The organism is Vicinamibacteria bacterium (assembly GCA_035620555.1).
Lineage (GTDB): Bacteria > Acidobacteriota > Vicinamibacteria > Marinacidobacterales > SMYC01 > DASPGQ01.
On record DASPGQ010000044.1, the window covers coordinates 1 to 6,392 of the forward strand.

Below are 6,392 nucleotides of genomic sequence, written 5' to 3' on the forward strand. Positions count from 1 at the left end.
GATGTCCCAGTCGCCGTCGGCGTTCGAGCTGTAGGCCACGAGCCGCCCGTCCGGAGACAGGCTCGGCTCCACCTCCATGCCCGCGTCCCGCGTGAGCGAACGGTACGAGAGCACGGGACTCGACGGCGCCCGAGGTTTCGAGCGGTCCCGGATCCAGAGGAGCGCGAGAGCTGCCATAGCCGCGAGAGCGAGGAGCGCCACCCATTTCCAGGGAATAGCGTCGCGGCCGCGGGCCTCTGCTACAGGGCTCGTCGCGGTGGCGGAGTCCTGGAGCACCTGCGCGAGGTCACCGGCCGAGCGCCAGCGACTCCTTGGATCCTTTGCGAGGCAGCGCCGCAGCGCGAGTCGCAGCTCCGGTCCGACGGCTGGCGGAAGGGAAGTCCAGTCCGGCTCCCGCGTCAGTACGCCCGCGAGGACGTCGCTGACCGTCTCACCCGTGAAGAGCCGTTGTCCGGTCAGCATCTCGACCAGCACCACGCCGAACGCCCAGATGTCGGCGCGCTTGTCGACCGGCTTTCCGCGCGCCTGCTCGGGGGACATGTAGGCGGCGGTCCCGAGAATGACGCCCGCCTGGGTTCCCGTCTGCGCGAGCGTCGGCGATTGCGAGCCGCCTTCGCCGGCCGAGTACGGCTCGGCTTCGGCGACCTTGGCGAGACCGAAGTCGAGCACCTTCACCTTTCCGTCCGGCGTCAGCTTGACGTTTGCCGGCTTAAGGTCGCGATGGACGATACCTTTCTCGTGTGCTTCCTCGAGCGCCTCCGCGATCTGTTTGGCGACCGCGAGCGCTTCGTCCACCGGGATCGGCCCGCGCTTCAAACGTTCCGAAAGGTCTTCGCCCTCGACAAGCTCCATGGCGAGGAAGTGCACCGACGAGCCGTCTTCGAGCGTCGCGCTCTCGAATCCGTACACGTGAGCGATGTTGGGGTGATTGAGCGAGGCGAGGAGCTTCGCCTCGCGCTCGAAGCGGGCGAGACGCTCTCGGTCCTCGGCGAGCGCCGCAGGGAGCACCTTGATCGCCACTTCGCGGCCGAGCTTCGTGTCGGTCGCGCGGTATACCTCGCCCATGCCTCCCTTGCCCAACTCGGAGGTGATGGTGTAGTGGGCGAGGGTCTTGCCGATCATGAGCGAACGGGTCGAAGCCTACTCTATCAGGAGAGATAGGGGGAAGCGCTCTCGCTCCTTCTCCTTCTGGGCGCCGGGCTCTTCGTGCAGAGCTCGCGAAACCTCCACGCCATCGACCCCGGCATCGAGCTCGACTCCCTCATCGGCTTCTCCGTCGACCCGTCGCTCAACGGCTACGACCTCGACCGGAGACGCGCCGGACGTCGCGATCGTCAACGAGACTATCGGCCCTCCGCTACGAGTAAGCCACGTGACGAGCCTGGAACTAGGGGTCACGAGAGGGAGGTCTACAAGGCGGACCGCTCTCGTACTCGGAAAGCGACGTCTTCAAACGGTCGAGTGAGTCCGTTCTGGGCTCGCGGCTCGCGAGCTCGATGCCCACGCGCAGCCAGCGGGACGCCTCCTCGCAACGGCCGAGCTCGGCGAGCGCCATGGCGACGGTCTCGGCGTGGAAAGGGGTGGGCCGCGCGTCGAAGACACGCTGGGCGAGACCGAGCGAGCGCGCTCCGTCCCGAATCGCGGCGTCGGGGCTCGACGCGAGAAGGCGGGCCAGGGCCTGCGCGATGCCGCCATCCGTGGGGAGCTTCCCGTGAGCGTCCTCGAGTCCGGCGAGAGCCTCGCGATAGCGGCCGTCGGCCGCGAGCGCTCGCGATCGCCCCAGAAGCGCTCGGCCGTCGTCGGGTGCGAGTGCGGCCGCCTTCGAGTAGTGACGCTCCGCATCCGCGAAAAGGCCCGCGCGATGAAGCACATCCGCGAGCTCGACGTGCGCCTCGTGGTCCTCAGGGTCGGCTTCGATCGCGGCCCTCAAGTGTCTCGTGGCGGCTTCGCTGTCGCCCCGGCGCGCCAGGAGATATCCGAGGTTGTAGTGCGCGTTTGCGGAGAGTGGCTCGAGCCCGAGCGCGGCTTCGTACTCGCGGAGGGCGGCGTCGACGTTCCCCACTGCGGCGAGCGCGGATCCCAGGTTCACTCGAGCCCGGAAGCTCTCCGGGCTCGCCTCGACGGCTTTCGCGAACTCGGACGCGGCGTCCTCGTAGCGCCCGAAACGGAAGGCGACCTTTCCCCGGAGCGTGTGCACGCGCTCGCCGCGGCGCAGCTCGAGCAATTCGTCCATCAGAGGATCACGAACCCCGACGCCGACCGGGCCGCTACGCTCGAGATGCTGCCGCGCCTTTTCCTCCTCGCCCAGCTGGCGGTACGCCATCGCGAGAGGGTAATGCAGGCGGCTGGCATCGGGCACGGCGGCGAGCGACTCCTGAAACAGATCGACGGCGAGCGAGTAGTCGCGACGGAGAAAGGCAATCTGTCCGAGCCCGGCGCGGGCCGCGATACAGGAACCGTCGGCCGCGAGGCCCTTCCGATAGAGGGCCTCCGCCTCATCGAGACGATTCAGCTGCTGGAGCGCTTCCGCGAGGTGAACGAGCGCGGGAACGTCGTGGGAGCGAAGCAGGAGGACCTCCCGGTAGAAGGCGACGGCCTCTTCGAGGCGACCCGCCTTTTGGTGAAGCGCTCCGAGATAGTACGGCCAGCGATAATCCGTCGGTGCGAGCAGCCGGGCATTCTCGAAGGAGGCTTCGGCGGGCTCGGGCAGGTCGTAGGTGAAGTAGATCTGACCGCCGGATCCGAACGCGTCGGCGAGCTCCCTCGCCGAGAGAGAGTCGGGCTGCTCCGATGCGAGCTCATCGAGCAGGTCATGGACGGGACCGATCTGCTCTCTCACCGCGTCCTCGAGCTCCGCGAGGCGCGGTTCCGGGACGGGACGGAGCTCGACGGGCTCCTTTAGGCTCGTGGCCAGAACGACGAGCATGAACCTCGAGACGACGAGCATCGCTCTACTTCGACGACCGACCTTCACCCTGGCGCAGGGTCGTGTAGCGATCGACCGGGATATCGCCCCACTCTTCCGTTTGGCCGTTCGGCCAGCGTATCCGCACGGCGGAGATCGCGTCGGCCTTCCCGAGCCCGACGAGCACCCGCGGATCGTTGGCCGAGCAGTAGCTTCCGTCGGTTCGGGCACGCCGCCTGAGCACGCGGGCGTCGGCCGTCACCACCTCGACTCGGGCGCCCAGCATGTCGCGCTTCTCGAGAGCCCCCTCGAGCTCGAGCCCGACCCAGTGATGACCGCCGTTCTCTGCGTTGAGCAGCAGCCTGGCCGGCCCATGGTTGTTGACGACGAGCACGTCGGTGTCACCGTCGTTGTCCAGGTCGCCGAAGGCCGCCCCCCGGCTCACTTCCGAGAGCAACCAGGCCGGACCGAGTGAACGGGAAACGTCTTTGAACGTCCCGTCTCCTCGGTTTGCGAACGCCTGGTTCACCTGATGCAGCGGGTAGGCGTCGCCGCGGCTCGCGAGCTCCTCGAGCACGCGGACCGCACCATTCATGATGACGAGATCGAGCCATCCGTCGTTGTCGATGTCGATCCATCCGGTGCCGAATCCCGTGCTCGCGAGGCTCGGCGCCCCGAGACCGGAACGAAGCGATGCGTCCTCGAAGAAACCCGTACCGTCGTTGGCATAGAGGGTGTTGGTCTCCTCGGTCAGATGCGTCATGAAGAGATCGTCGTCTCCATCTCCGTCGAAATCTCCCGCGTCGACGCCCATGCTCGCCTCGGCGACACCCATCCAGTTCAGCGCCGCCCCGCGGAACAGAGCTTCGTCTTCGAAGGTGCCGTTCGTTCGATTGACCCACATCTGGTTGGCGACGCCGTCGTTCGCTACGTAGAGGTCGAGCCAGCCGTCGCCGTCGAGATCCGCGGTGACGACACCGAGGCCGGGCGACGGTCGGGCTGCGCGCAGAGCGGTCGCGGTGACGTCCTCGAAAGCTCCATTTCCCAGGTTCCGGTAGAGGCGGTCGGGCTCGGGCTCGTACGCGGTGGGCCCGCAGTAGTCGCGGGCGCTGCTCGTCGAGTAGCAGCTCACGTCCGCCTTCACCTCGTACTTCACGTAATTGGCGACGTAGAGGTCGAGCCAACCGTCACGGTCGTAGTCGAAAAAGGCCGCGCTCGTGCTCCACGCCGCGCCGGCGACCGCGGCCCGGGAAGTCACGTCCTCGAACGAGCCGTCGCCCTGGTTTCGCATCAGTTGGTTCGGACCCAGATTCGTCACGTAGAGGTCCGTCCAGCCGTCGTTGTCGAAGTCACCGGTCGCGAGGCCCATCCCGTAGCCGGAAGCCACGATCCCGGACGCGTCGGTCACGTCGCTGAACGCCGGGCGGGTCGTGCCGTCCGGGGCTCGCGCGAGATCGTTGCGGAAGAGCTTGTCGCCAAGGGCCGGCGGTGCCGGAGAGACTGCGAGCGGCCCTCCCTGAACGAGGTAGACGTCGAGGTCGCCGTCGTTGTCGTAGTCGACGAAGCCTCCGCCCGGACCCACCATCTCGGGGAAGAAGAACTCCCCCGTCATTCCATTGACGTGGACGAAATCGAGGCCCGTCTCGGCGGTCGCGTCCGAGAAGCCGGCGGGGCCGTCCGCCGCCGCACAGGTAGGACCCGCATGAGCCCGGCTCGCGAGAGCGCAAGCCGGGCCCACGAAGAGTAGCGAGCTCAGGAGGTATCGCTCGGCGGACACTCAGGCTCGATTACTTCCTATTCTCCGATCCGTCCTCGCGCGCGCTCAGGAGCGCCTCGATTCGGTGAAGGCGGTCGAGGATGGCGGCGTTCTCGCTCTCGAGCCCCTCGATGCGTTCCTCTTTCGCAAGGATCGCCAGGTTCAACTGCTCGATGTAGATGTGCGCCTTTTCCAGCTCTTCGAGAATCCCGCGGCGCTGGGCCCCGATCTCGACGACTTCCATCCCGCTCGCGTCGACCTGCATCTTAGGCACGGCCGGCAGATGCCGCTCTCTCCACATGAAAGCGGAATGCTCCTCGATCGATTCGAGCCGGTAACCGGGGTCGAAGACGTAATCGGCCTGGAGCACGCCACCGCGCTGAACGATCGGCCCGCTCACGTCGAGCTTGGCGCTCGGCGTCGTCGTTCCGATCCCCACGCGTCCGTTCACGAGCACGAGCGTGTTCTCCGCCCCGCCCGGAAAGACGCGCAAGGGAGTCGTGCCGGTCGTTTCGTCGCGAACGGAGAAGATGCCGGTCTCGAGGCTCTCGAAGAGCCAGCTCTGGGTGGCGTTCACGAAGCGCAGACCCGGAATGGTTCCATCCTCCGCCTCGACTCTCAGAATGCCGTTCGCGACGTGCAGCCGATCCCGCGGGTTATCGGTTCCGATCCCCACGCCGGAAGCGGCAAGCACGATGCTCCTGTCGGTTGCGTTGGCAAGGATTCTCAAGGGGAGCTTGCTTCCATGGGTGACGTCGCGGACGAAGAAGTTGGTCTCGTTCCCCGCGACGTCCCAGGTCTGAGCCGCAAACCCGCTCGAGGTGTCCTGTTCCAGCCGCAACGCCGCCGTATCACCGTCTCTCGCGTGAACCTCAAGGACGGGAGTCGACGTGCCGAAGCCCACGTTGCCGGTGCTGTCCACGTACAGAGAGTTTGTCGGGGCCGCTCCTTCGATGGTGAAGGGCGTCCTTCCGTTGTCGATGTCGTCGATGGAGAACCTCGACGCCCCGCCGTTCGTGGTGTCGTTCGCGGTGAGCTGCCAGTCGGTCGTGGGAAACGTTCCCACGCTCGTGTCCATGAACAGGATGCGAAGGTTGTTCTCCTTCAGCCGGAGCGTGTCGAAACCGAACGGCTCCCCGTTCGCACAGTCCGTACCGGTGCAGGTATTCCCCTGGACGATCAGATTCTCTGGGACGACGAGCGTTTGCGGCGTCAGGTTGCCGCCGCTCGACGGCGGCGCGGTGAGGGTGGACAGAGACGATATCTCGGTGCCCCCTCTGACGATCGAGCCCCCGAATGTCCGGAAGTTCCCGGAGACGATGACCGGCTCGGTGGGCAGGCCGAGCTCCTCGGCGACATCGGTAGCCGTCTGCGAGTCCGACCTGTCGACCACCTCTCTCGCGGCCGCCATCGCGTCGCGGGTGGACGGGTCGACGTAAGGGGCGAAGATGAGCTCGTAGTTATAGGAGCCGTCCGGAAGGGACCCGCCATGGTCGTCGACGAGAGCGTAGGACGGATGGCCATCGAACACGCGGCGGAAGACCTCGCCTTCGGGACCGGCAACGACGAGCTCCACCGTGTCGTACTCCACGTGGACCTGCCAGTAAATGCCGCCCGCGGTCACGTTCTCGGTGGCCGCCTCACCGGTCGAGAACTGGGCGTAGGCCGAGCTGGCCAGGAGCCCAGCGACGAGGCCGAGTCCGCCGCGGAAGGAGTTCACAAACAACGATT

Annotated in this window: 5 protein-coding genes; all 5 read right to left on the reverse strand. The window is 66.7% G+C overall.

Annotated elements, in window-relative coordinates; all coding sequences use genetic code 11:
• A partial coding sequence (locus VEK15_01625) for a protein kinase (GenBank protein HXV59362.1) occupies positions 1–1,122 on the reverse strand: 1,122 nt, incomplete at its 3' end.
• 18 nt (positions 1,123–1,140) lie between these two features.
• Positions 1,141–1,338 carry a hypothetical protein gene (locus VEK15_01630; protein ID HXV59363.1) on the reverse strand — a complete coding sequence of 66 codons (198 nt, stop codon included), beginning with the start codon at positions 1,336–1,338 and terminating at the stop codon, positions 1,141–1,143.
• 49 nt (positions 1,339–1,387) lie between these two features.
• The gene (locus VEK15_01635) at positions 1,388–2,947 is read right to left on the reverse strand and encodes a tetratricopeptide repeat protein (protein HXV59364.1); all 1,560 of its coding nucleotides are present in this window, start codon (positions 2,945–2,947) and stop codon (positions 1,388–1,390) included.
• A 4-nt stretch (positions 2,948–2,951) separates the two neighbouring features.
• Positions 2,952–4,682, reverse strand: coding sequence for a CRTAC1 family protein (locus tag VEK15_01640; protein ID HXV59365.1), 1,731 nt, complete (start codon positions 4,680–4,682; stop codon positions 2,952–2,954).
• A 10-nt stretch (positions 4,683–4,692) separates the two neighbouring features.
• Positions 4,693–6,392: hypothetical protein (locus VEK15_01645; GenBank protein ID HXV59366.1), on the reverse strand; the 1,700-nt coding region annotated here is incomplete at its 5' end.